Raw genomic sequence first — 26,509 nt, 5'->3', positions numbered from 1 at the left:
TGAACAGCGAAATAGATATAAATCGGGAGGAATACATGACCCACACAGGTCGTATCCGTAAATTTGTCGCTGCCGTAACATTTGGCAGCATCACGTCCATGTCCGCACTCGCAACTGCAAATGCTGCAGACGAGATCGTATTTGCCATCAGTGCCGAGCATGGTTCGCTTCAGGCGAATACTGCGGCTGAGTTTACCCGTCTTGCCAATGAGCGACTTGGTGATAAGGCAACGGTGAAGCTTTTTGACTCTGCCCAGCTGGGCAAGGACAAAGAGCTGATGCAGCGCCTGAAGCTTGGGACGGTGCAGATTACTTTGCCGTCATCGACCATGCCGACCATTGCAGACAAATTTGCCCTTTTTGATTTGCCGTTCCTTGTGAAGGATCGTGATCAATTGGCAAAAATCGAAGAGTCTGTTTTCTGGCCGACTGTCGCCCCGCAGGCTGAAGAGGCCGGTTACAAAATCCTTGCTCTTTGGGAGAACGGTTTCCGTCAGATCACCAACAATGCGCGTCCGATCAATGTTCCGGCCGATCTTGATGGTATCAAGTTACGCACGCCGCAATCTGAATGGCGGGTTGCCATGTTCTCGAATTATGGTGCGAACCCGACGCCGATGGCCTTTTCCGAAGTCTTTGTCGGTCTTCAGACCGGTGTCATTGATGGTCAGGAAAATCCGCTGACCAACATCGAGGCTGCCAAGCTTAACGAAGTGCAGAAATACCTGACGCTTTCGGGACATATCTATTCGCCGTCTTATCCGACCATGTCGGTTACGGTCTATAATGACCTTGATCCGGAAGTTCGCGACATTCTGGTCAAAACCGCGCGTGAAGTGGCCCTTTGGTCGCGTGAGGCCGGTGCGAAGGCTGACAAAGCGCTGCTTGATGAGCTGACAGCAGGCGGTATGGAAGTCAATGCGGCTGATCGTGCCGCCTTTGTTGAAGCTTCCAAGCCGATCTATGACAAGTTCGCATCCGAAATTGATGGCGGCAAGGCACTGGTTGATGCCGCCCTTGCGACTGCAGACTAAATCGGGCGGGGGCAACCATCCGTCCGGTTGCCCCGCATTTTCTTCCTTCGTTTTCCTTAGGAGAGAACGCGATGCAGTTCGCAGCAGTTCTGTTCCGGCGTACACTGGAAGTCTTTACCATGACATTGATCACGTTTCTGGCGTTGATCGTGATCCTGGCAGTGATCTTCCGCTATAGCGGTTATTCCCTGGTCTGGTATGACGAAGTGGCTTCGGTGATGCTGGCCTGGATTACCTATTACGGTGCCGCTCTTGCCGCTGTGCGCCGATCCCACCTCAGTTTCTCGGGTGTTCTTCTTGCCCTGCCTCTGACCCTGCGCAAGATCGTCTTTCTGATGGGCGAGGCCATCGTCATTGCGATGTTTGCAGCAATGGCGTGGGCTGGCTGGTTTGTTCTTCAGATCATGGGGGGCGAAACCCTGATTTCGTTGCCTTGGGTTGGCTTGCAATTCACTCAATCGGTCATTCCGGGCGGCTGTGCGCTGTTCGTGATGGGTCAATTACTGAGTTTGCCGGAAGCATGGCAGCGCATGGTGACGGCACTTGATGTCGAAACCGAAGAAATGAACCAAGAAATTGCCAAGGCGCAGAAAAGCGATGCGCCGTTCAATGAAAGGGCAGCATGATGGCCGTTTCAGTCATTCTTCCTTTGATGTTTTTCCTGGTCTTTATGGGGGTTCCGATTGCGGTATCCATCGGTGCGGCTGCACTGGTGGGAGTTTATTCCCTGCATGGAGTTCCGGGTTTCTACAATGCCGCACTTGCCCTGTTTGATGGTGCGACCAGCTTTCCCCTGATTGCGATCCCGCTATTCATTCTGGCGGGCGCATTGATGAACACCTCGTCGATTTCGCGTCGGCTGATCGACTTCGTTTCGGCCCTGATCGGGTTCATGCGCGGCGGTCTGGCGATGGTCAATATCGGGGTGTCGTTATTCTTTGCCGAAATTTCGGGTTCTGCGGTGGCGGATGTTGCCGCGACCGGTTCGGTCCTGATCCCTGGCATGAAGCGCAAGGGATATAAAGGCACCTTTGCGGCTGCGATAACGTCGTCTTCGGCATCCCTTGCGATCATTATCCCGCCGTCAATTCCCATGATCCTTTATGGGGCGCTTTCGGATACCTCGATTGTGCAACTGTTTGTTGCCGGTGTCGTGCCGGGCCTTCTGGGGGCATTCGGGTTGATGTGTGTCAGCTATTACTTTGCGGTAAAATATGACATTCCGCGTGATGAACGTTTTGATCTGGCGCGCGTTCGCAAAACCTTCCGTGAAGCGGCCTGGGCACTGACCCTGCCATTCATCATTCTGGGCGGTATTTTCGGCGGGTTGGTAACAGCGACCGAAGGAGCTGGCCTGGCGGTGGTTGCCGCGGTTGTTATCGGGGCCTTCATCTATCGGGAACTTGATTTTTCGATGTTCCTTGATGCCCTGCGCGAAGGGATCAACCAGACAGCAACCGTGATGCTGCTGGTCGCGACCTCTGCTGTGCTGGGTCTTTATCTGACCGAGGAAGGTCTGCCTCAGATGCTGGCTGCGGCGATCACCGGATTTACCAATGATCCGTTCGTCGTGCTGATGCTGCTTAATGTGCTTTTGCTTGTTCTTGGCTGCATATTGCACGGTGCTGCTGCGATCATTCTGGTGGTGCCGATTGTCTTGCCGCTGATCCAGCAGGTCGGGATTGATCCCGTGCATTTTGGCATCATTCTTACCCTTAATCTTGCCATTGGTCAGCAGACCCCGCCTGTCGCCAGTGTGCTGGTGACATCCTGTTCGATTGCCAAAACCGATATCTGGGAAACGACCAAGGTTAATGTGCCTTTCATCGGCGTGCTGTTCGCTGTGCTGATGGCGGTCACCTACCTGCCCTTCATTCCCATGACGCTTGTGGAGTTCTTTTATAGATGACTGTTAATGTGAAACCGCGTTTGGCGGTAATCCCCGGCGACGCCAACGGCATTGGTCCGGAATTGCTTCTGCGTCTTCTGTCGCGCAGTGATATTCGCGAAAAGGCGGATGTGGTGGTGATTGGCGACAAATGCCTGATTGAACGCGGCCGCAAGGATTCCGGTCTGGATATCAATCTGGCAGCAGTCAAGGATCTCCCGGCAAGCTGGCCAAAAGATGCCTATCCCTATATCGAAACATCATTTTTCGATCCGGATCAGATCAAACCCGGTGTGGTCGATGCCAAATCCGGTGCGGCAAGTCTGCGCACGCTTGACGTCGCCCTTGACCTTGCACGTGACGAAAAAGTTGATGGCATTTTGTTCATGCCGTTCAACAAGGAAGCCATGATCCGTGGTGGCATGGGCCATGAGGACGAACTGCATTATATGGCCGAGCATATTGGTCATGATGGTCCGATCTGTGAGTTCAACACCATGGAAGGCATGTGGACCAGCCGCGTGACCAGCCATATTGCACTGGCACGTGTCGTGGAAAACATTTCGGTCGACCGGATTGTTGATGCGGTTCGACTGATTACCGATGCTCTTGTCGCCAACGGGATCGATAAGCCACGGGTTGGTGTTGCTGCTCTTAACCCGCATGCGGGCGATGGCGGGAATTTTGGTCGCGAGGAAATCGACATTATCGCGCCAGCGGTAGAGAAGGCCAAAAACCTTGGACTTCCGGCGGATGGGCCATGGCCGGCCGACACCATTTTCCTAAAGGCGCAAGCCGGGGAACTTGATGCGATTGTCACCATGTATCACGACCAGGGGCAGATCGCGATAAAGCTTCTGGGCTTTGATCGTGGTGTGACCGTGCAGGGGGGGCTTCCGATCCCGGTTGCAACGCCTGCGCATGGTACGGCTTACGACATCTCCGGCCTTGGTAAAGCCAATGTCGGGGCGACCTTGGCGGCATTTGAAATTGTCGCAAGAATGGCGGGAAGCCGACGTCAGGCCCGATTGGCCGCCTGACGATCAGTACCTGATTGTTTTTGCCGTCGGACGGGTTGCGTTCTCCCTGCGCACCCGGCCCGAGGCAAGGTTCTTATCATAAATTCTGGTTCGATCCGGAGACCGCCCAGGACATGTGTCTTGTGTGAACGTCACCGCTTTGTTCGAAAGCCCGATTTGCGGGCACTCCATCTGAAAGGATGATTGCGATGAAAATCAAAAGTATCCGCACACGTGTGTTGCGCTGGAACGGTAAAACCGTCGCCCCGCAGGCCAATTTCTGTACCAATGCATCCGATGCACTTTTTGAGCGCGGCGACAGCATGGGATCCTTCCGGTTCCATGAATGGCTGATCTGTGAAGTTGAAACCGATAACGGTATTGTCGGTATTGGTAACGCGGCACTCGCACCGACGATCACCAAGCAAATCATTGATACCTATCTTGCGCCGCTGGTGATTGGCGAAGACCCGTTCGACAATGAATATCTGTGGCAGAAAATGTATCGCCGTACCCATGCGTGGGGCCGTAAAGGCGTTGGTATGGTGGCAATTTCGGCGATTGATATCGCGATCTGGGACATCATGGGCAAGGCAACCGGCAAACCGGTATTCAAGTTGCTTGGTGGTAGAACCAAGGAGCAGATTCCTGTCTATGCGTCCAAGCTTTATGGTCAGTCGATTGATGCGCTTGCCAAAGAGGCCCAGAGTTATGTCGATCAGGGTTTTGATATGGTCAAGATGCGCTTTGGCTGGGGACCGAAAGATGGTCCCGCAGGGATGCGCAAGAACCTTGATCTGGTCAAAACCGTACGCGAAGTCATCGGTCCGGATCGTGATCTGATGCTGGAGTGTTACATGGGCTGGAACCTTGAATATACCAAGCGCATGTTGCCCAAACTGGCAGAATTCGAGCCGCGTTGGCTTGAAGAACCGGTGATTGCCGATGATCTTGCAGGCTATGCCGAACTGAACAACATGAACATCGTGCCGATTTCCGGCGGTGAGCATGAATTCACGAATTTCGGATTCAAGACGCTGTTGGATATGAATGCACTTAGTGTCATTCAATATGACACCAACCGTGTTGGCGGTATTACCGCCGCCCAAAAAATCAATGCACTGGCGGAAGCCTATCAGGTGCCGGTCATTCCGCATGCCGGTCAGATGCATAACTATCACCTGACGATGGCGAACCTGAACTGCCCGATATCGGAATTCTTCCCGGTCTTTGATGTCGAGGTCGGAAACGAACTGTTCTACTACGTCTTCAAAGGCGACCCGGTGCCAAAGAACGGTTTCATTGATCTTGATGATGATCTGCCCGGTCTGGGGCTTGAAATCGCCGAGGATGCGCTTGGTGAATTCGAGATCATCGAATAGGGGCCATGATCATGCGTTTGGTTCAATTCATTGCCGAAAACGGCAAGCGCCGGGTTGGCGTTGTTGATGGTGACAAAGTCGCCCCGTTGGCCGGGGTAGACACGGTTCGCGATCTGGCAGCAATTGCCATCGACCGGGGCATGACCATGATCGAAGCGGCGGAATGCCGCTTCGATGAGGCCCGCGAAAGCTATGATGTGATTGCATCTGCAGGGCGGTTGCTGTCGCCGATTGATCATCCCGATCCTGCGCATCTTCTGGTGACGGGAACCGGTTTGACCCATTTGGGATCGGCATCGGCACGGGCAAATATGCATCAGGCTGCCAGTAAGGCCGCAGATGAAACAGACTCAATGAAGATGTTCCGAATGGGGCTTGAGGGTGGAAAACCGCCTTCGGGTGAAAAGGGAATTCAGCCCGAATGGTTTTACAAAGGCGATGGTTCGATCATTGCGGCACCTGGCGATGATATCCCAAGTCCGTCTTTTGCCCTTGATGGCAGCGAGGAGCCGGAAATTGCCGGGGTCTATATCAATGATCCTGATGGCTTTCCGGTGCGCATCGGTTTTGTGATCGGGAATGAATTTTCCGATCATGTGATGGAGCGGCAGAACTATCTGTATCTTGCTCATTCCAAGCTTCGTGCCTGTGCCATTGGGCCTGAATTATTGCTTGGTGACCTGCCGGGGCATGTCGAAGGGGTTTCACGTGTATATCGTGACGGTGGCATTCTGTGGGAGAAGCCGTTTGTCAGCGGGGAAGAGAACATGTCTCATTCCATCGACAATCTGGAATATCACCATTTCAAATATGATATTTTCCGGCGCCCTGGGGACATCCATTTGCATTTCTTTGGAACGGCGACGCTCAGTTTTGCCGATGGCATTCAAACCCGCGACGGGGATGAATTCGAAATCGAGGCAAAGCCTTTCGGGCGCCCGTTGCGCAACCGCCTTGCGGTCCAGCCAGAAGAGCCGGTTAAAGTCCGCGTGATCTGATCAAGCAAACAGGGGAAACTCATGTCCTATAACCTGACAGGAAAACATCTGATTGCTGGCCAGTGGGTCGCAGGCGAGCAGACCTTCCAGTCCGAACCAGCCCATGGCCCGGCCAATACTTTCCCGGTCGGCACCCCGGCCCTGGTCGATCAGGCTGCCAGGGCCGCCGAAGACGCATTCTGGTCCTATGGCTATTCCACCCGCGAAGAACGGGCTAAGTTCCTGAATAGGATCGCCGATGAAATCGATGCCCGCGGTGCGGAAATCACCGAAATCGGTACCCAGGAAACCGGCCTGCCGGAAGCGCGCTTGAATGGGGAGCGCGGTCGTACGGTTGGCCAGCTTCGCCTGTTTGCCAGCCATATCCTTGCCGGTGATTATCTGGATCGCCGTCATGACGAAGCGCTTCCGGATCGCGCCCCCCTGCCGCGTCCGGACCTGCGTCTGATGCAGCGCCCGATTGGCCCGGTGGCGGTGTTTGGTGCGTCGAACTTCCCGCTGGCATTCTCGGTCGCTGGTGGCGATACCGCCGCCGCCCTTGCAGCCGGTTGCCCGGTCGTGGTCAAGGGCCATTCGGCCCATCCGGGTACCGGCGAGATTGTTGCGCAGGCGATTGATGTTGCGGTCAAGGCATGTGGCATTCATCCCGGTGTGTTCAGCCTTATTCAGGGTGGCAAGCGCGATGTCGGCCAGAGCCTGGTGCAGCATCCGCTGATCAAGGCGGTCGGCTTTACCGGGGCGCTGGGCGGTGGTCGTGCATTGTTCGATCTGTGCGCACAGCGCCCGGAACCGATCCCGTTCTTTGGCGAGTTGGGCTCGGTCAACCCGATGTTCCTGCTGCCGAAGGCCATGAGCGCGCGTAATGAAGAACTCGCCAGAGGCTGGGTCGGGTCGCTGACCATGGGGGCAGGGCAGTTCTGCACCAATCCGGGGATTGCGGTTGTTCTGGATGGGCCGGATGCCGATGCGTTTGTCACAACCGCCAAAGCGGGCCTTGGCGATGTGGCGGCGCAAACCATGCTGACCGATGGCATGGCCGATGCGTATCGCAGTGGGGCGAAACGTATTGCTGCGACATCGGGCGTCAAGGAAGTCCTGACCACGTCATGTGATCTTCGCAATGCGACGCCGTATCTGTTTGAGACCAGCGGTGAAAACTGGCTGGCCAATCATGTGCTGGGTGAGGAAGTGTTTGGGCCGCTTGGGCTTGTTGTCCGAGTGAAGGGCATTGCCGAAATGCAGGCGATTGCCAGGGCGCTTGAAGGTCAGCTGACCTGCACGATCCATATGGATGCTGGTGATGCGGCGGATGCCCGTTCGTTGCTGCCGATCCTGGAGCGCAAGGCTGGGCGTATTCTGGCCAATGGTTTCCCGACCGGGGTTGAGGTTTGCGACACCATGGTGCATGGCGGGCCATACCCGGCATCGACCAATTTCGGTGCGACGTCGGTTGGTACCATGTCGATCCGTCGCTTCCTGCGTCCGGTCTGCTATCAGAACATCCCGGCGGATGTCCTGCCGGTGGATATCGCCTGATCTGAGCTTTCATCCCGGGCCGTGAAATGGTTTTTGTTTTCGCAGAAATCGGCTTTCACGGTTCGGGTGCCCTTTTTTCCGCGCTTGGTCTTACACTTGATTTTTCTTGGGATTGTCAGTGTCGTGACTTTGCATCAGGGAGGGGCATCAGGAAGCATCATTTGGGAATTTTCCGGATTCTGCGAGATGACGCAGGATTTCCTTCCATTGATTTAGCATTCTTTTGGCAACATCCGGCTCATTGTCGAAGCTTTTATGGACCGCAAGCCCGCGTAGCATGCAGAGATTGATCTGGATGAAGGTGCGCGTGCGTTCGCAATCCTGAGAAACGCCGAGTATTTCAGCAATGATATTGTCGCGCTTGGTGGTCCATCGCGCCATGGTGTTGCGCAGGTCGCGGCCTAAATCATCGTCAAGGCGAGCTGCCAGCATCAGTTCGAGTGCCGCCATGTATTTGTCGGGTTCGAACAGTTTTTCCCACAGAACGTCGATAAGTTCGTCGGTTTTCATGCTCGGGCGGTTTTGGGCGTCATCAAAAGGCCAGTCGTTTTCCCATGAACGCATCAGATAATCAAAGGCCGCAACAATCAGCTCGTTGCGGGTGGGGAACTGATGGGTTAGCGCCCCGCGAGATACCTTTGCCCGAGTGGCAATTTCCTGAGTCGAGATTCGCTCGTACCCGATCTCGATGAGAGCCTGGAGGGTCGCTTGGCATACGCGTTTTCGCGTATCACTTGATCGTTCTGCCTGTGTGCGACGTTTCCGGGGCGAACTTTTTTTTTCTGTCGCGTCAGAGAGCTCTGATGCCTGATTTTTCAATGCCATAAGGCGTAACGCTCCTGCTTTCGTTGTTGCGTCATAACTTATTTCAACCGGGTTTGATCCCACAAGTCCATTTATAAATATTGACATTTACAAGCAGACTAGTCTGTATGTTTTTATCAAGAACAAAGCCGAACGGACTTAATCCGGCAATCGGTAGCAAGACACGTCAGACCAGAGTGGCCGTCACGATCTGAACATGGAGACCTAGATGCTTGGTAAAAAATTGATCCTTCCGGCAATTGCCGCTGTTTTTGCAGCAGGTGGCGCTTTCACCGCACATGCGGAAACCAGCTTCATTGCCAACTCGTTTTATGATGCAGAACATCCACTCAGCAAATTCGGCTATGTCGAATGGGCGGAAAAGGTTCGCGAGATTTCGGGCGGCGATCTGTCACCTGAAGTTTATACCGGATCTGTTCTTTTGGCGCCGCGCGCAAGCCTTCAGGGGGCGCGCGATAATATTGCCAATGTCGCGAACATCGCGGCGGTTTATACGCCTTCAGAGCTGCCTGTGGCAAATGCCATTCAGGAACTTGGTTTTAACTATTCTGATCCATTGACAGCGATCTTTGCCGCTGCAGATTTCAGCATGCACAACGCAGTTCAGCTTAAGGAATGGGCTGATAATGGCATTGTTTATCTTGGTGCCTATGCAACGCCCCCTTATATCCTTTTTTGCAGCAAGCCGGTTCGCACCCTTGAAGACATAAAAGGTAAGCGTATCCGCACTGCCGGATCGAGTGTCTCAAAATGGGTCGAGGAAGTTGGGGGTATTCCCGTAAACGTTCCATCAAGTGAAATGTATACCGGCCTTGAACGGGGTACACTTGATTGCGCAAGCAATGCCGCCAATGACCTGATTGACCGCTCTCTGTGGGAAGTTGCACCTTATACCACCGAACTGCCGACCGGGATGTATTGGACTGGTCCAGAATGGGGCTTTAACGCCGGTTTCTGGGCGGATCTGACCTCAGCACAACGCAAGCAGCTTATGGATGCAACTGCTTATAGCATGGCAAACATGGCCGTGAATTACATTGCGCGCTCGGAAGCGGCACTTGAAGAGGCAAAAGCGAAGGGCAATGAAGTCAGTCAGCCGTCCCCCGAGCTGATGGCGTCGGTCGAAGAATTCCGCGAGAAAGTGTTGGGCGAGATTTATACGATTGCCGAACAAAAATATGGTGTCGCTAACGGCGCGGATCTGATCGACGATTTCCGGTTCACCTATGCAAAATGGGAGGGACTGCTGGAACATGCAGATCGCAGTAATGTCGATGCCCTCGCGGCGATCGCGGCCAAGGAAATCTATGGCGATCTCGATCCAGCTTCCTACGGCATAAAATAGGCCCATTTGCCCGATCCATCAGGATGCGGCATTTGCCTTTGGCCGACGCTCTTTGCACCTGGCACTACGACAGTGTGTCCCTTGTCTCCCGGAGCGTCGGCCAAGCCTGAAATGTAATTCCGGCACGAAGCGGAGCGGTATTCATGTCCTTTAATCCTGATCAAGATATTTCAGGTTCTGGCGCAGTTCAGTCCAACTTTCTTTACCGGGCTGTATCTTGGCTTAACACCACATTTCTTGTGGTGTCTGCAGTGTTTGTCGTTCTCATGATGATTCATGTGACCGCCGACGTTTTGCTTCGGACAATTTCGGATTACGGCATAACCGGAACACTCGAAGTCGTCTCCTACTATTACATGGTCTGCGCGATCTTTCTTGCGTTCGGATATGTCGAGCTTCAAAACCAGCACATCCGTGTCGACCTGTTTGTTCAGCAAATGCCAAGGTCTGCGCAGGTCTTTCTTTATGTTCTGGCTTGTTTGGCGGGGCTTGCATTTTTTGGACTTCTTGCCTGGCAGAGCACGCTTGATGCCATTCGCGCGACCAAGTCCTCGGAAACCATCATGTCCAACTTTCTCTTTTACGTCTGGCCGAGCCGATGGGCGCTGCCAATCGGTTTTGTCGGATGTGTTTTGGCGGTGCTGTGCAATCTGATGAAGTCCTTAACCCGCTGGCGCGCGTTGTAAGAGGGAAGTAATGAGTAATCTTGATATCGGTATCATTGGGACCCTTATTGCGCTCGCGATGATTGCTTTGCGTGTGCCAATCGGGATCAGTCTTGGTCTTGTCTCGATCGGCGGTATCGCGGCGATGTTTAATGTGAACGTCGCCTTGGGTATGATTTCTGCAACGCCGTTCGAATATGTCGGTCAGTGGGAACTGACGGCGGCGCCGATGTTTCTGCTTATGGGGTTTATTTGCTCCTCAACCAACATGACCAAAGGGTTGTTTGAAGCGCTGCGGCTGTATCTGGCAAAGTTGCCCGGTGGGCTTGCGATTGCAAGTGTCGGGGCATGTGCCTTCTTTGCGGCGGCCGCGGGATCAAGTGTTGCGACGGCATCTGCAATGTCACGCATCGCAGTACCGGAAATGCTGCGGAACAATTATGACAAGGGGCTTGCAACCGGTACGATTGCAGCATCCGGAACGCTGGGGTCTCTTATCCCGCCAAGTGTCCTTTTGATCCTTTATGGCGTTTATGCAAAGGTTTCCGTCGGTCAGCTTTTCATGGCCGGGTTCATTCCGGGGGTGCTTTCGGCCCTTGTCTACATGGGCATGATCATGGCGCGGGTGAAGCTCAAGCCATCTCTTGCCGGTAATGTTGTTATAAACCCGACGAAAGAAGAAAAACGCGCTGCCCTGAAAACGATTTGGCCGCTGCCTGTTCTTATTTTCTCGGTGCTTGGGGGAATATTTTCCGGCGTATTTTCGCCGACCGAGGCAGGTGCAATCGGGGCGTCGGTCGCGGCTGTCATTGCGGCCGTTCGCGGAACATTAACGTGGCGCGCGATCAAGAATTCCCTACGCGATACCATTGTTGCCGCGACGGGCATTTTTGTCATTCTTATCGGGTCTGTGTTCTTTACGCGCTTTCTTGCATTAAGTGGACTTCCGGCCGCTTTCTCGGACTCGATCCTCAGTGTCAGTTCTGAACCGTGGTGGATATTCCTTGCCGTGACAGTCATCTATGTCGTGCTTGGGATGCTGATTGACTCTATTGGGCTTCTGCTGCTGACCCTGCCGTTGATTTTACCGCTGGTAAGCAGTGCCGGACTGGACCCGATTTGGTTTGGGATCATCCTGATCAAGCTTCTGGAGATCGGGTTGGTAACTCCGCCAGTTGGCTTGAACGTTTATATGATCAAAGGTGCTTTGGGGAACCTTGTAACGTTGCCCGAGGTATTCCGGGGTGTCGGATGGTTTATCGCCATGGATTTCCTTACCCTTTTGATCCTGATGTTGTTCCCGATTTTGTCTCTCTGGTTGCCGACTTTGGCGTATCGATGAACTGGGAGATGGAAATATTTTAGAGATTGGGACGGCTTCCATCAGGAATGTGCACATAATATAAAACAAACAGTCTATACTGTTTTTATGTGTATCTGTTACATCAACGGCCTGAGGATCAATACTGAAACAGGATGGCGAGATGACCGGTCGGACAGTCCGCACACAAGTTGAAAAAAGTGCAGAAACCCGTCGACGCATTATGGAGGCGACGGTTCGGCTTTTGCAGTGGCAGGGCTATTCGCGATTGACGACCCCGGCAATTGCAAAAGAGGCCGATGTCTCGCGTGGCGCTTTGACCCATCACTACGCGACGAAGGAAGACGTTGTTGTTGCGGCGGTCGAATATCAGCTCAAGGAAGCCATCGAAACCACGCGCCGATATGTTGAACAGAACGCAGACAAGGATATTTCTGTTGATGAGATTATTGATTATCTGTGGCGGTTGATGGCGGATGGCCTGTTTTATGTAACTTTGGAATGGCTACCGGAAATGCGCCACAACGCGCTTTTCAAAACGCGCCTCATACCGGTTGTTCAAGGCTTTCACAGCTCTCTCAACGAAATTTGGGCCATTATTTCGCGCCGATACCATGCTGATCCAAGACAGGCAGAAGTCGTCCTGAACGCAACAATGTGCCTGTTTCGCGGCATGGTGGCACAGACCATTGTCCGCAAAGATACCGAATATTTCGATGAACTCCTGTCCTTCTGGCGCCAACTGCTTCGTCAGATGTTTGCCAACGGATTGGGTATCGATATCTCCGCTTGCTCCACCAGAGAAGAAAGATCATGACCTTAAAACTGATTAAAAATGCCCGTATTGTTGATGGCTCGATTGCCGAACCGACGGAGCCGCTCAACATCCTGATTGAAAATGATCGCATTTGTGAAGTATCGGCCGATGCCACATCGCCGGATGCAGAAGTTATGGATGTGCGTGGCAAGACTGTGATGCCAGGCTTGATCGACTGCCATGTGCATGTCATCGCAACCACCACAAATCTTGGCAAAAACGCGGACCTTCCGAACTCTTTGGTCGCGCTGCGTTCGGCAAAGATCATGGAACGCATGTTGATGCGCGGTTTTACGACCGTGCGCGATCTGGGGGGGGCTGATTACGGTTTGGTCGAAGCGGTTGAGCAGGATGGTCTGCCTGCGCCGCGTCTCGTGATTTGTGGCAAGGCCCTGTCGCAGACCGGTGGTCATACCGACTATCGCGGACGCCACAGTCTGCGGTCTGTTGACTATTACAGAGATCAGATCGGTTCGCTTGGCGTGGTTGTGAACGGTGTTGATGAAGTCCGCCGCGCAGCGCGCGAACAGATCAAGGGAGGGGCCGATTTCATTAAAGTGATGGCAAATGGTGGTGTTTCTTCTCCGACCGACCCGATTGCAATTTTGGCCTTCTCAACCGAGGAGCTTAAGGCCGCGGTTGAAGAAGCCAAGAATGCACAGCTTTATGTTTCGGGGCATCTCTATACCGACGAGGCCATTCGCCGTGCGCTTGAGTGCGGTGTTGAATCCATTGAACATGCCAATCTGATGAAGCCGGAAACGGCCAAGCTGATCCGCGAAGCGGGGGCCGTCGTGATCCCGACAAATATCACCTATGACTTGCTGGCGCGTGAAGGTGCCCGGTTTGGCTTGCCTGAGGAATCGGTTGCCAAAATCGAAGACGTTCGTGGTGCTGGTCTTGAATGCCTGACCCATCTGCATAAGGCGGGTGTCGTCATGGGGTATGGTTCAGACCTTCTGGGCGAGATGCATGACCACCAGTCCGAGGAATTCCTGCTGCGCGGTCGTTACCTGCCTGCAAAGGATGTCATCCGGTCTGCTACCATTGATGCAGCAAAGGTGTTGCGCAAGGAGGGTGAAATCGGTGTGATCGCGCCGGGCGCATTTGCCGACATTATTGTCGTTGACGGAAATCCGCTCGACGACCTGTCCTTGCTGACCCGTCAGGGCGTGCATATGCCGCTGATCATGAAGGGTGGCCGCATTTTTAAAAATACAGGTTCCCTGTAAGTCCGGTTCGAAGATCACCGAATTTCAAAAAAAGGAAAGTGCAATGAAGAACGTTACCCTTCCGGTCCTTGCGGTCGTACTCGGGATCGGCGTTACCGGCGCTCATGCCGAAACCAGCCTGGATATGTCGAGCGAATATCCGGTAAGCTCCATTCACGCCCAGACGGCAGATTTTTTTGCCAAAACGCTTGGCGAAGAAACCAATGGCGACATAAGTGTCACAGTCCATCATGGTGGTGCATTGGGCTATAAATCGGTCGATCACTATGACGCTGTCGGGGATGGTGCGGTACAGCTTGCTTCATCCTTCTCGGGCGCATGGTCAGGGATCAACCCAATCTTCCTGGTTTCGTCGCTGCCATTCATTGCGACCTCGATTGAAGATACCCGCAAACTTTATGAAGCAACCCGGCCCTTCTATGAAAAGGCGCTCGAAGAGGACAATCAGGTTTTCCTCTATGCCGCACCTTGGCCGGCTTCTGGTTTTTGGGCCAACACGCCGATTGATAAACCAGATGCACTTAAAGGTCTGAAAATTCGGACCTATGACACACCCGGTACCAAGACCCTCCAGAATGCGGGTGCGTCACCGGTTCAGCTCAGCTGGGGCGACATCGTTCCGCAGCTGACGACCAATGGCATCGATGCTGTTCTGACCTCGGCTGACGGCGGTGCCGGGTCGCAGTTCTGGGAATATTTGTCCGATTTTACCGAAGTAAACTATGCGCTTCCGCTTCAGGTCACGCACATGAACCGCGATGCCTTTGATGATCTTGGTGAAGAAGGTCAGAAAGCTGTTCTTGATGCCGCAAAAAAGGCGGAAACATTCGGGTGGGAGGCTCTGGATTCCCGGGTTAAGGCCAACTACGCCAAGCTTGCCGAAAATGGTGTAACCGTTACAACCAACGTTTCGGCCGATCTTTTGTCGCTGCTGAAATCTTCTGCCGCCCCGGAAGTTGAGCAGTGGAAAGAACGTGTGGGCGACGATGCCCAGACCCTGTTGGACACCTATCACGAGCTGCTTGCACAGTAGGGCTCGATATCTTTGAACCGGTATCGGGCATGGTGATACTGTGCCCGGTACGCTCAACGCGAATAGTATCATGAAATCTGTCGTCAAATTCATCGAAAGCCTGTCCAAGCTGGGAGCTGCCCTGGCCGCCATAACCTTGGTGGCAATGGTATTGTTCATTCTTTTTGAGATTGTTCTGCGAACGGTTTTCGACAGTTCGACCTTTATCATGGATGAAATGGTTGGTTATGGCGTTGCAACGGCAACCTTTCTGGCGTTGCCCTATGCGTTGGGCGAGGGAAGCATCATTCGCGTCGAATTGCTCCTTGGGCATGTGTCAGGCAGGCATCGCAAGTTTCTTGAAGCTTTGAGCTGCGTCGTCGGTCTTGGTGTGACCTGGCTTCTGATTTCTTTCATGTGGGTCCGGGTTGCGCGCGACTGGGCCCGAAATACTATCAGCAGCAGTATTGCCGAAATGCCCATGTGGATACCCCAGGGGATCATTCTTGCCGGGCTCTGTTTGCTGTTTCTTCAGTTGATCGCGCTTCTGATCAGACAATTCATCGCAATCCCCGATCGTGCATCAGATGCCGAAACGCTTTGAAATCATGTCGTTTCGCGCGCTGAAACTGTAATTAAAAAAAACGGGTTTTATCATGGATGCACTTCTTGCTGCGGGATTGGTTCTTGCACTGATTTTCTTGTTCCTTGGGCTCGGGGTCTGGATATTTGTCGGGCTTCTGGCGGTGAGTGGTTTGTCACTTGCCCTTCTTGCCGGTATGGATATATCGCGCATCGGTACCATTGCTGCCAATATCGTCTATCGATACTCCACGACCTGGGAATTGGCCGCCATTCCGATGTTCATCTGGATGGGGGAGATCATTTTCCGGACAGATATTTCCGATCGGATATTTCGGGGCCTGACACCATTTGTGAACTGGTTGCCGGGAAGATTGCTTCATACAAATGTACTGGGCTGTACCATGTTTGCCGCAGTTAGCGGCTCTAGTGCTGCCACGGCGGCCACGGTGGGTAAAATCACCACAACGGAACTTTCGCGTCGCGGCTATGATCAATCTTTATCGCTGGGCTCGCTTGCCGGGGCTGGCAGCTTCGGATTGCTGATCCCTCCGTCAATCGTGATGATCGTCTATGGCATCCTGGCCGAGGTTTCGATCAGCCGTCTGTTTGCTGCCGGTGTTCTGCCGGGCATCATGATCGCTGCGCTCTTTTCTGGCTATATTGCCTTTCGTGCCGTGCTGAAACCTGGCATTGCCCCAAAGGCAGAGGCACGGTTCAAGCCTTTGGAATTGATTGGGGCGATTATCGATCTGCTGCCGATTATCACCCTGATGGTGATTGTATTGGGGGCAATCTATTCCGGGATTGCGACCCCATCGGAAGCCGCAGCTGTTGGTGTGTTCGGTGCGATTGTGATTACCATCTGCCTGCGCCAGTTTTCGGTTGCGATGTTGGTGCGGACCCTGCTGGGGGCCGTGGTCAGCAGTGCAATGATCTGTTCGATCCTGATTGCAGCAGCCTTTCTGTCGACCGCGATGGGCTATCTGCATATTCCAAGCGAAATTGCGCGCACTATCGGTGAATGGCAGTTGTCCCCTTCGATGCTGATTGTGGTTCTGACGCTGTTCTATCTTGTGCTTGGGCTTTTTCTTGATGGTGTTTCGATTATCGTCATGAGTTTGCCGATCACATTGCCGCTGGCGATGCAGGCCGGGATTGATCCGGTATGGTTCGGCATTTTTCTGATTGTGACGGTTGAACTGGGCCAGATTACACCGCCCGTTGGCTTCAATCTGTTTATTCTGCAAAGCCTGACAGGGCAGTCTGTTGGCCGGGTGGCAAGATATGCGTTCCCGTTCTTCCTGCTGATGCTTGGCGCGATTGCCCTGCTTGTCTGGTTTCCTGAAATTGCCCTTTGGTTGCCGAGTACTCTTTATGACTGATATTGATCTTGTTCGACTGGCGGGGGCATATGCGGCGAAGGCCCAGCCCGAAGCATCACTTGATGCGATAGCCGATCTTTATGATTGCCGGTTTAAACCCCGTCTGATGACGTTCTTTGCCTGGGATAATGGCGACGATATGTGCCGTCGCGTCTGGTCAAATAATCCGGAAAAATATCCGACATCGGCAAAAAAGAAGATGGGACCGACACAGTGGGGGCAAACCGTTCTGCGTGATCAGACACCATGGTTCGGAAAAAACGAAACGGCCATGCGCGAGGCGTTCCCAGACCATGAACTGATTAAAAGTCTGGGCTGTTCTGCCTGCCTCAGTGTCCCGGTGGTTGCGATGGGCAAGTCAATCGGGGCGATCAGTGTCCTGCATGAAGAAGGCAAATACAGTACATCCGATTTAGGTGATCTTGCGGCCTGCTCAGCGTTGCTTGTCGTGCCGCTTTTGCTGCTGCGAAACCCGATTTAACATATGCATGTGCCTTTAAAAAAAAGTTCTTGATTTGTTCTTTTATGTGTGGCATAAGAGACAGGTCAACGGGAAAAAAGCACCCGGACCGAAACCCGCGAGGCCTTGTGCCTCGCGGGTTTTTGCGTTTGGGGCCGGATGAAAGAGGATATCAGGATGCAGCGGCAAAGACATAGACACGGATATGGACAGGGTGGCGGATGGCGGAGCCATTACGGCGGTATTCTGCCGGAGGTGTAAGAGAACTAAGAGGGCTAACCCGATCATTTGTCATGACGGGAGAGGTGCGTCTTTTGGGGAAGGGATAAGGTGAAACTGCCGGGAGTGGCAGCAATGGCAGTAGCGGGCCAAGATCCGTCGTTGGTGGACAGGTGGGGGCCTTGCGCCCGAGGTGCGTCCGGGCTTCATCGGTTGCCGGAAATGCCGCCGTGGCCGGGAGTGATCGGAGCGGGGCGTGGACCCGAAGGTCGTCATCTGGCGAGGACGGCAGACGCCCGAGGTGCGTCCGGGCTTCATCGGTTACCGGAAGTGCTGCCGTGGCCGGAGGTGGTGGGAGTGAGCGGCAAGGCCGATGGTGGTCCCTCGGTGAGGATGGCAGACGCCCGAGGTGCGTCCGGGCTTCATCGGTTGCCGGAAGTGCCGCCGTGGCCGGAGGTGATCGGAGTGGGCGGCGAGCCCGAAGGCCGTCTGTTGGCGAGGACGGCAGATGACCGAGGTGCGTCCGGGCTTAAGTCGTGGCGGGGAAGTGCTGTCATGGCAGGAAAGTGGCCGGAGATGGCGGAGCCCGAAGAGGGAGACTTCCTGCCTGGGTATACTTCTTTTGAAAGCAACGCCATATCCGGCCATGTGTATTAATTGGGGCGAGGCGGGTAAGGCCCTTCAATTGCCACACAATAACGGATGGCCATTTGCGGGGGGATGTTTGGTACGTATTTTGTCTGTCTTTCCGGTGTGTCTCCCAACGAGACGATGCCGCCCGTGACGGTTTCAATGATGGTGATGGTTGGCGGGATGGTTGGCGTGCCCGCAACAGTCGTATCCAGATTCGCGAGCGCGACATTTGTCCCCCCGCCCGGACCATACAGACGCGCCGCACCGGTTGCCGAGGACAAAGTGTTGTTTGTCGCGCTGGGTGTCGCGTCCGCGCCGCTGGATGTGGTGGCGGAAATCTGCGTGTTTACCGACAGCTTTCCCGGTTGTCCGGGGATAAAGACGTCCACCTTGGTCGTGGTCGGGGTGAAGTCCGCCTGATGGCTGTGCACGGGCAATTCCATGATCGAGAGGGCGTGGCGTTCGCTGCCACGCAAAGTACCCTGTACAACAGGCTCAAGGCCCGGGCCGGTTCCCGCGCCAATCGGGCTGAAAGCGCGCAAATCCGGCAGGGCGAAATCGGTTCGGCCATTGCCGCCATAGATGTCGGAGAATAACGAGAATAACGCTTCGTTCCCGTTAATACTCATCAGTCCTCCATTCGCATCGGCATAGCCGCCCGGACAGAATCGGACCATTCCGGTCATGCAGATAGAGCCCAAATACGCATTCGGGCTGCATTCGGCCTTGGCTGGCTCCGGCTTCATCAGGATGGCAGCCGTTCCCAAGGCCATTGCGACCATGAAAGATCGCCGTGCTGAGATCATCATCGTGTTTTCCTTTGTGTTGCGGGCAGCAAAATACGGCGCGATACAGTGCCGGGATCAGTACGGACTGGGCGGATAGAAACCGACTGTCGCAACACAAAACTGGATCGCGGCCTGCGGGGGGATGTTTGGCTGGGGCACTCCGCCGCCTGCATTGCCAACACTGACCTTTCCGCCGGTAACCGTATTGATCTGTGTGGTCCGTTGCGGGATTGCCGGGGTTCCGGTAACAGAAGTTGTCACACCGGCAAGAGGTACATTGGTGCCGCCGCCCGGACCATAGGGTCGCGATGGCGCACCGTTGACCTTGGACAAGGTGTCGTTGGCTGCACTTGGTGTCGTATCGGCACCATTCGCAGTCGAGGCGGAAAAGGTTGTGGTGATGTCAAGATCGCCGGGACTTCCGGGGATGACAACCGTCACGGGGTCAGTCGTCGCCTCGAATATTGCTTCATGGGTGTGGCTTGGCATCTGGTCAACAGTCAGTGTGACGGTCTCCGTGCCGCGCTTTTGTCCAGGCATGACGGTTACGCCTGTATAGGGGTTTTGGCCAATGCCAACCGGGCTGCGCCCCCGGAAATCGGGTATGCCGAAGGTTGTTATTCCATCGCCGCCATATGTCGTGCCATATAGGGAATACAGTGCCTGATAATCGTTAATTGGTAGAATCTGTCCTTTTGCTTCGACATATCCGCGTGGGCAAAATGTGAAGCCAACCGTGCACACCGCCCCGATATAGGGTTCTTCAGTGCATGCTGCTGCCGGTTTTGGCGCGGTTGTTGTCGTCGCAACAAATGCCAGCCCGGCGATTGCGGCAAGTGGCAAAAGTTTCAATGATGATTTCCTGATTGAGTGCATGAAACCCCCTTATTTGGGACAAAAAGAAAACAGCCATCCTCTGGATGGGGCGGTGTTGAGGTGATCCGGGACTTCGGATATTGCATCGGGTTGTGGCCCTGAAACCCGTTGTCCTCCTGCTTGCGACTTTTCAAAGCAAGGCGCACAACTGCATAGTGGATAAATTATCGTAAAAATTGCAATCCTGTTTTAACGCCAGGGTGGAATTTCAAGCTGTGATATGTTTCAAAAAATTTGACTTGGCCGGGGCTGGGAGGGCCTTGATTTCAAGCACCGGAGCGTATCACTGATGATTACAATGGTATCGCTGGTTCAAATCTGACTTTTTCTGACAATTGCGTAAATTTTGCTGAATAATTGCATTAATCACAGTAATCGCAACACAACTACCCTTTCGAGTAGTTGTCGGATGTCTGTTTTTTCGCGACATATACTATTGAGAAATATTGAATTTTACGGAGGCTCTGATGCCGACAAGTGCCACCCGCGCGGGAATTAAAACACAGTCCGTTCTGCACGTTCAGGGTTTTGCGGATGTTCTGCCCCTGGCGCTTGAGCCCCGTTACATGTTCGATGCAGCCGGGGCCGTGACGGCCGCAGAAAGTGCAGAGCAGGCGCAAGCAGACTCGGAAGCTGAAAATGCAACTTCGGGAAGTGCCGATGATACAACCTCTGCGGATGGGGGCGATCAGGAAAGTGCTGCTCTGGCTGCAGCGCTGGCACAGGCATCTTCAACGGGTTTCCATGAAATTCAGTCCGCCGATCCGTCGCAGAACAATGGTCGCAAGGAAGCGGTTCTGATTGATACCAGTGTCGCCGACTGGCAAATTCTGGCCAACGGGGTTGCGCCCGGCAAGGCGATCATCCTGCTTGATGGTGCGCGGGACGGTATTTCCCTGATGGCGCAGTGGGCAGAGGGCAATTCCGGTTACGATGCGATTCATCTGCTCAGCCACGGTTCCGAAGGCCAGCTTCATGTCGGGACGGCAACCCTGACGCAGGAGTCATTGACCGGCCGCGCCGACGAATTGCAGATGTTGGGCAATGCGCTTGCCGAGGACGGTGACCTGTTGCTCTATGGCTGCGATGTTGCCGGTGGTGAGGGGGCGGCCTTTGTGAACGCCCTTGCGACCCTGACCGGTGCCGATGTCGCGGCATCAACCGATATGACCGGGACCGCATCGCTTGGCGGGGATTGGGATCTGGAAGCGCATTTCGGCACCATCGACGTCGATGATGCCGGAGATTTTACCGCCTATTCCGGCATTCTTGAGACAGTTAGCTTTGATTCTAGCGATGAGGGTATTACGAACCTGACAAAAACTGTCGGTGGTCAAACCCTGACATTCAGTTCTCAATATGGCTTCTATGATCTGGGTGGCCCCGGAGCCGGATATTCTCAAGCGTTTAATGATGATTCGGTGGGGAATGGCAGTGACGGTACAAAGTTTACCATGGCAATAGCTACCGGTTACAGCTTTGACCTGACTGGTTTCAAGTACTTTACAGAACAAGATGATACCATAACAATCACAGTGACTTACGCTGATGATTCGACAGCAACAGGAACTCTTGCTGCAACTAAAGATTCCGCGCAAACCATTACCGACTTCTCTGTGTTCAGCGGGATTTCGACAACAAGTCTGAATGACATCAAAAGTGTTGTGATTTCCTCCGTCAATGGGGGTAGTAACTCTGGATTAGGTGTCAATGATATCGAGGTTGTTGATGTCAAGGCGATTGTCAGCAACACCGCACCGGAACTGGGCGGTACACCGGCAGATGTTACCGTTACCGAGGATACCCCGACCGCGATTGACCTGTCGGCATACAATGTGTCGGATGGTGATGGGGATACCATCACCCTGACGCTTGCGGTTGACCGGGGGACAATTGCCGGTGCGGCCGGCACGGGGATCACGATTACCAATTCAGGCAGCGGGTCCATGACCCTTCAGGGATCGGCGGCGAACCTGAATACCTATCTCAATGACACAACCAAGATCACCTACACACCGGCCAGCAACGATACGACCGCAGCAACCCTGACCGTGACCCCCAATGACGGCACGACAAACGGTACTGCCGATACGGTTACGATCAACATCACTGCGGTGAATGATGCGCCGACGGCGACCAATCTGACGCAGACAGTGCCCTTTACCGAAGATGGCGGCAGTGTTGCGCTTGGTGATATCGTTGTGACTGACGTTGACAGCGGCGAGACGGTTACCGCAACCCTGACCGTCGGCAATATTGCAGCGGGTACACTGACAACAGGGACATTCGGATCCGCGACTTCCAGCTATACTGCGGGTACCGGTGTCTGGACGGTTACCGGATCGGTGACGGATGTTAATGCGGCCTTGGCGGCGGTGGCGTTTACGCCCGCGGCGAACTGGGATCAGGATGTTACGATCACGACCCGTATTCGTGATGCGGCAAATACCGGCCCGGCGGATGGCACCATTACGCTTGATGCAACGGCGGTGAATGACGCGCCGGTTGCAACCGCATCGGGCGGGGCCACCGCCTTTACCGAGGGTGCCGGGGCTGTTGCCATTGATGGCAGTTTTACCCTGTCGGATGTGGACAGCGCCAATATGTCGGGTGCCACCATCGCTATTACTGGCAATTTCCAGAACGGGTCGGATGTTCTGGCCTTTACCAACCAGAACGGGATTTCCGGTAGTTACAATGCTAGCACCGGCGTTTTGACCCTGAGCGGTTCGGCATCGGCGGCCAATTATCAGGCGGCGATCCGGTCCATCACCTTTGGCAATTCATCCGACGATCCTTCCACGTCCAACCGAACGATTTCGATCACGGTGAATGACGGGACGGACGATTCCAATACCGCGACCAAAACCGTTTCGGTTGCGGCGGTCAATGATGCGCCGACGGCGACGGCCACCGGTGGCAGCCCGACCTTTACCGAAGGCGGGACGGCGGTTGATCTGTTCTCTGGTGTTGCGATCAGCACGGTCGAAAGCGGCCAGACGATTTCTGGCATGACCTTTACGGTGACCAATGCCGAAGCCAGCGACAGCATCACATTTGATGGAACGGCGATCTCGCTTGTCAACGGAACCGGGTCCACTGCCACCAACGGACTGACCTATAACGTTTCGGTCACCGGGGGTGTTGCGACCATCACGATTACCGGCGGTACCCTGAGTACGGCGGATGCGCAAACCGTGGTCGATGGCATGACTTATGCGTCAAGCAGTGAAAATCCCGGCACATCGAGCCGTGTTGTGACCCTTACCGGCATTACCGATAGTGGCGGCACGGCAAATGGTGGCACTGACAGTACGACCCTGAATGTTGCGGCCACCGTGACGGTGGCGGCGGTGAATGACGCACCGGAACTGGCCAATGGCGGTAATACCGTCAATTTCTCGGCCGGAAGTGGTACCGGGATTGTCATCAATAACGGTCTGACGGTCTCGGATGTGGATGATACCACGCTTGCCTCGGCGACCGTGTCGATTACGGGCGGTCTGGCCACCGGTGATACACTTGGTTTTACCTCCGATGCGGCATTTGGCAATATTACCGGGTCTTATAATGCCGGAACCGGTGTTCTGACCCTGACATCGGCAGGCGAGACGGCGACAGTTGCGCAGTGGGAGGCGGCCCTGCGTTCCGTGACCTTCAGCAATGGTGAGGCATCGCCAGTTACGGGCACGCGCACGGTCAGTTTTGGCGTTAATGATGGCGATACCAACAGCACGGCTGCCACCAGCAGTGTGGATATCGTCTCTGCCCCGGTGATCGGCAATCTGAATGGGGATAGTGTCACCTATACCGAAGGCGGCGGGGCGGTTGCCATTGACGCCGGAACGGCGGCGACCGTGACCGATAGCGATAATGATATTACCGGGTTCGATGGCGGCAATCTGACCGTCAGTATCACAGGCGGCGGCAATGCAGCACAGGATATCCTGGGGCTTTCGACCGGGGGCACGATTACGCTTTCCGGCTCAACTGCGGGCTCGACTGTCAGTGTCGATAACGTCGTCATCGGTACGCTGGCCAACAATATTGCCGCAGGCAACAATCTGGTGATCAATTTCGATGGCAACGCCACCCCTGCACGGGTCGCGAGCCTTCTGGCGGCGATCCAGTACAGCAACAGCAACGCGGATGATCCGACGACAGGGGCCCGGACGGTACGGGTGACGGTTACCGATGCGTCGGGTGGTTTTACCTCCGCCCCGGCTGATGTTACGGTCAATGTGGTGGGTGTGAATGATGCGCCGACGGTTTCGGCCACCGGTGGCACCCCGACCTTTACCGAAGGCGGGACGGCGGTTGATCTGTTCTCTGGTGTCACGATCAGCACGGGTGAAAGCGGTCAGACGATTTCGGGCATGACCTTTACGGTGACCAATGCCGAAGCCAGCGACAGCATCACATTTGACGGTACGGCGATCTCGCTTGTCAATGGAACCGGGTCCACTGCCACCAACGGACTGACCTATAACGTTTCGGTTACGGGCGGTGTTGCGACCATCACGATTGCCGGCGGTACCCTGAGTACGGCGGATGCGCAAACCGTGGTCGATGGCATGACCTATGCGTCAAGCAGTGACAATCCCGGCACATCGAACCGTGTTGTGACCCTTACCGGCATTAGCGACAGCGGCGGTACGACCAACGGTGGTTCGGACACCGCAAGTGCGTCCATCGCGGCGACGGTTGCGGTCGGTGCTGTCAATGATGCGCCGGTCAATACCGTACCGGGGGCGCAATCCGCCGTGAGTGGCGAGGCAAAGGCGATCACCGGCATTTCGGTTGCGGATACCGATAGCGCGACGGTGACCACCACAGTCTCGGTGCCGAACGGTGACGGGACATTTACCACGACGGGCAATGCGACCATCACCGGGGGTGGCACCAATTCCATCGAGATTTCGGGCAGTGTTGCCGATGTCAATGCGACGCTGGCCAATCTGCGATACACAGCTGCCACGACCGGTTCGCAAACGATTACCGTCCTGACATCGGACGGCACGGATACCGACACCGATACGGTCACGGTCAATGTTTCCGCCCGCCCGGCCATCGGCGGCCTTTCAGGCGACAGCATTGCCTATACAACCGGCCAGACGGTCAAGCTTGATGGCGGCCAGAATGCGACCGTATCGGATGCGGATTTCTCGGCCGGTGCTTTTAACAATGGCGGTAACCTTACGGTCAGCATCACCGGTGGTGGTACTGCTTCGCAGGATATTCTCAAGATTGATACCGCAGGTACTGTTACGCTTGACGGTACGACGGCCGGATCGAACGTGCGTGTCAACGGAACGACGATCGGCACACTGGCAAACAATATTGCCGCGGGCAATACTCTGCGGATCAACTTTAATGGCGCGGCAGATCTGACAAATATCCAGGAACTGGTGCGCGCCCTTTCCTATGAAAACAGTTCGGACACACCGGCAGGCGGGAACCGGACGATCAGCGTGACGTTGACCGATATCAGCGGAAACACCAGCACGGCCAGCACGGTGACGGTAAGGGTGACAGAGCCGGTGGCCGAAACGCCACCACCGCCTCCGCCGCCGCCTGCGCCGCCACCGGCACCGGTCGTAACGATCCCGCCGATCCTGCAAACGCCGGGATCGGGTGGGGATGCGGGAACGCCGGTCAGCAGTGCGCTTAGCGGCGGATCGAATGCCAGTGGTTCTGGCGGGCAGTTCAACTCCGGCGGCCCGATCCGGACCACCGTGACCGGCCAGTTGGGCAGTACCAGCCCGATCGACAATACCGGCACGCCGGTTTCGGCAGGGCTTAGCGTCAACCAGGCAGGAAGCGGGCTGGGTGTTACCACCGGACTGGGAGGTAACGGCGGTGGTGCTGCTTTGACCGGTGGCGGATTTGGCAGCGGCGGCTTGGGCGGTGGCTCTGGCGGTGGCCTTGGTGGCGGCGGACTAGGTGGTGGCCTTGGTGGTGGTTTGGGCAGCGGCGGCTTCGGCGGCGGATTTGGCGGCGGTGTCGGTGGCGAAGCGGGAACCGGAACACCTGTTGGCAATGACGGTATTCTGGGCACGCCCTCAACCGGGGGCGAGGCTCCGGGGGGCGAAGGTGGCGAAGGTGGCGACGGTGAAACCCCGACTGGCGAGGGTGGCGGTGATCAGGCCATGATCGATGGTAACGTTGAGGCAGAGCTTGCCGCTGCACTTGACGATTTCAGCGCGCAACTGGCAGCCTTTGGCGATGCTGCCGAAATGGAAACGATGCTGCTTGACCAGGTTCTGGGCACGTATCGTATTCCGGCGTGATGATTTGCTTGATGACTTGAGTAATGATTTTCCGGCGGTCGACCCTGTCTGACCGCCGGAATGAGGGAATGTCCCGACCGGTTTCGAAGAGCCCGGGCGGGATGGAGATGGAAAGAGGGATGTTGCGGTTTTGGACAGAATCGCAACAGACCCGGATGACGCATCGGATAGCCGCGTATCTGTCGGGCAAAGATGCGGGAGT

The 26,509-nt window shown here is 55.0% G+C and carries 20 protein-coding genes; 17 read left to right on the top strand and 3 right to left on the bottom strand.

The window, feature by feature from the left end; genetic code table 11:
- Window positions 1-35 precede the first annotated feature (35 nt).
- The 7 genes from BC440_RS17070 (at window position 36) to BC440_RS17040 (ending at window position 7,857) form a co-directional block, all read left to right on the top strand.
- Window positions 36-1,034, top strand: coding sequence for a TRAP transporter substrate-binding protein (locus tag BC440_RS17070; RefSeq protein ID WP_083379408.1), 999 nt, complete (start codon window positions 36-38; stop codon window positions 1,032-1,034).
- A gap of 71 nt (window positions 1,035-1,105) precedes the next feature.
- Entirely contained in the window at window positions 1,106-1,660 is a 555-nt protein-coding gene (locus BC440_RS17065; RefSeq protein ID WP_071240697.1) for a TRAP transporter small permease subunit, read from the top strand.
- Window positions 1,657-2,943: a TRAP transporter large permease gene (locus BC440_RS17060; protein WP_223305179.1), complete on the top strand. Its 1,287-nt coding sequence runs from the start codon at window positions 1,657-1,659 to the stop codon at window positions 2,941-2,943. The genes BC440_RS17065 and BC440_RS17060 overlap by 4 nt, the downstream gene beginning before the upstream one ends.
- The gene (locus BC440_RS17055) at window positions 2,940-3,962 is read left to right on the top strand and encodes a 4-hydroxythreonine-4-phosphate dehydrogenase PdxA (protein WP_063096088.1); all 1,023 of its coding nucleotides are present in this window, start codon (window positions 2,940-2,942) and stop codon (window positions 3,960-3,962) included. Before BC440_RS17060 ends, BC440_RS17055 begins: the two co-directional genes overlap by 4 nt.
- Before the next feature lie 188 nt (window positions 3,963-4,150).
- Window positions 4,151-5,323: an L-rhamnonate dehydratase gene (locus BC440_RS17050; protein ID WP_071240696.1), complete on the top strand. Its 1,173-nt coding sequence runs from the start codon at window positions 4,151-4,153 to the stop codon at window positions 5,321-5,323.
- An 11-nt stretch (window positions 5,324-5,334) separates the two neighbouring features.
- On the top strand, window positions 5,335-6,321 hold the full coding sequence (gene araD1, locus BC440_RS17045; protein ID WP_037991667.1) for an AraD1 family protein: 987 nt from the start codon (window positions 5,335-5,337) through the stop codon (window positions 6,319-6,321).
- A gap of 21 nt (window positions 6,322-6,342) precedes the next feature.
- Window positions 6,343-7,857, top strand: coding sequence for an aldehyde dehydrogenase (NADP(+)) (locus BC440_RS17040; protein ID WP_071240695.1), 1,515 nt, complete (start codon window positions 6,343-6,345; stop codon window positions 7,855-7,857).
- A gap of 147 nt (window positions 7,858-8,004) precedes the next feature.
- Here the strand turns inward: BC440_RS17040 and BC440_RS17035 are convergent, their stop codons facing one another.
- Window positions 8,005-8,682, bottom strand: a complete 678-nt coding sequence (locus BC440_RS17035; RefSeq protein WP_051682366.1) for a TetR/AcrR family transcriptional regulator — start codon at window positions 8,680-8,682, stop codon at window positions 8,005-8,007.
- 208 nt (window positions 8,683-8,890) lie between these two features.
- On the opposite strand from BC440_RS17035, the gene BC440_RS17030 reads away from it, so the two are divergent.
- From BC440_RS17030 to BC440_RS16990, 9 genes are all read left to right on the top strand, one after another.
- Complete coding sequence (locus tag BC440_RS17030) at window positions 8,891-10,027, top strand: C4-dicarboxylate TRAP transporter substrate-binding protein (RefSeq protein ID WP_037991774.1); 1,137 nt, start codon at window positions 8,891-8,893, stop codon at window positions 10,025-10,027.
- Window positions 10,028-10,305: 278 nt separating this feature from the next.
- Window positions 10,306-10,713: a TRAP transporter small permease gene (locus BC440_RS17025; protein ID WP_196871072.1), complete on the top strand. Its 408-nt coding sequence runs from the start codon at window positions 10,306-10,308 to the stop codon at window positions 10,711-10,713.
- A 10-nt stretch (window positions 10,714-10,723) separates the two neighbouring features.
- On the top strand, window positions 10,724-12,034 hold the full coding sequence (locus BC440_RS17020; protein WP_071240694.1) for a TRAP transporter large permease subunit: 1,311 nt from the start codon (window positions 10,724-10,726) through the stop codon (window positions 12,032-12,034).
- A 142-nt stretch (window positions 12,035-12,176) separates the two neighbouring features.
- Window positions 12,177-12,830, top strand: coding sequence for a TetR/AcrR family transcriptional regulator (locus tag BC440_RS17015; RefSeq protein WP_063093974.1), 654 nt, complete (start codon window positions 12,177-12,179; stop codon window positions 12,828-12,830).
- The gene (locus BC440_RS17010) at window positions 12,827-14,062 is read left to right on the top strand and encodes an amidohydrolase family protein (protein ID WP_037991771.1); all 1,236 of its coding nucleotides are present in this window, start codon (window positions 12,827-12,829) and stop codon (window positions 14,060-14,062) included. Before BC440_RS17015 ends, BC440_RS17010 begins: the two co-directional genes overlap by 4 nt.
- Before the next feature lie 43 nt (window positions 14,063-14,105).
- A complete protein-coding gene (locus tag BC440_RS17005) occupies window positions 14,106-15,095 on the top strand; it encodes a TRAP transporter substrate-binding protein (RefSeq protein WP_071240693.1) in 990 nt (329 codons plus the stop codon).
- A 70-nt stretch (window positions 15,096-15,165) separates the two neighbouring features.
- The gene (locus tag BC440_RS17000; RefSeq protein ID WP_071240692.1) at window positions 15,166-15,678 is read left to right on the top strand and encodes a TRAP transporter small permease; all 513 of its coding nucleotides are present in this window, start codon (window positions 15,166-15,168) and stop codon (window positions 15,676-15,678) included.
- Window positions 15,679-15,730: 52 nt separating this feature from the next.
- Window positions 15,731-17,041, top strand: a complete 1,311-nt coding sequence (locus BC440_RS16995; RefSeq protein ID WP_037991768.1) for a TRAP transporter large permease subunit — start codon at window positions 15,731-15,733, stop codon at window positions 17,039-17,041.
- A complete protein-coding gene (locus BC440_RS16990) occupies window positions 17,034-17,522 on the top strand; it encodes a GAF domain-containing protein (RefSeq protein WP_063093978.1) in 489 nt (162 codons plus the stop codon). The genes BC440_RS16995 and BC440_RS16990 overlap by 8 nt, the downstream gene beginning before the upstream one ends.
- Before the next feature lie 851 nt (window positions 17,523-18,373).
- Here the strand turns inward: BC440_RS16990 and BC440_RS16980 are convergent.
- On the bottom strand, window positions 18,374-19,162 hold the full coding sequence (locus BC440_RS16980; RefSeq protein WP_071240690.1) for a tail fiber protein: 789 nt from the start codon (window positions 19,160-19,162) through the stop codon (window positions 18,374-18,376).
- A gap of 54 nt (window positions 19,163-19,216) precedes the next feature.
- Complete coding sequence (locus BC440_RS16975) at window positions 19,217-19,993, bottom strand: tail fiber protein (protein WP_071240689.1); 777 nt, start codon at window positions 19,991-19,993, stop codon at window positions 19,217-19,219.
- A 491-nt stretch (window positions 19,994-20,484) separates the two neighbouring features.
- On the opposite strand from BC440_RS16975, the gene BC440_RS16970 reads away from it, so the two are divergent.
- Window positions 20,485-26,307, top strand: a complete 5,823-nt coding sequence (locus BC440_RS16970; protein WP_071240688.1) for a DUF4347 domain-containing protein — start codon at window positions 20,485-20,487, stop codon at window positions 26,305-26,307.
- Window positions 26,308-26,509 lie beyond the last annotated feature (202 nt).

This window comes from Thalassospira sp. MIT1004, assembly GCF_001858545.1.
In the GTDB taxonomy this organism is placed as follows: Bacteria; Pseudomonadota; Alphaproteobacteria; order Rhodospirillales; family Thalassospiraceae; genus Thalassospira; species Thalassospira xiamenensis.
This window is presented reverse-complemented; position numbering and strand designations above follow the sequence as displayed.